Genomic DNA, 382 nt, shown 5'->3' on the forward strand with positions numbered 1-382 from the left:
CGGGTGGGCGCAGCGGCACCCCGCAACGCCGGGCCGCGAGAGCTCCCCCCGCACCGACGCCCCCCCCCACCGCACAGCACCGCCCACGTCAGACCCGTCCGACGGCCCCCGTCATCCACCGCCAGGCCCATCGCCCCCCGCCCGCTCACACCCCCCGCACATCCCGCCAAGCCACCGGCACCGCCTCCGCCACGTCATGCGCCCCCACCGGCGCCCCCACCGACGCCACCCGCCCCGCGAGCCCGTGCAGATACGCCCCCACACTCCCCGCGTCCACCGCCGACAGCCCCGCCGCCAGCAACGACCCCGCCAGCCCCGACAGCACGTCCCCACTCCCCGCCGTCGCCAGCCACGACGTCCCTGTCGCGTTCACCCGCACCGG

1 protein-coding gene is annotated in these 382 nt (G+C 78.8%); it reads right to left on the minus strand.

Annotation, left to right across the window (positions count from 1 at the left end):
- Positions 1–145: 145 nt before the first annotated feature.
- Positions 146–382 (minus strand): NAD(P)H-hydrate dehydratase (locus tag GTW67_RS17480; RefSeq protein ID WP_272920505.1); only part of this gene is annotated, 237 nt, incomplete at its 5' end.

It is taken from the genome of Streptomyces sp. SID5910, assembly GCF_009862125.1.
GTDB lineage: Bacteria > Actinomycetota > Actinomycetes > Streptomycetales > Streptomycetaceae > Streptomyces.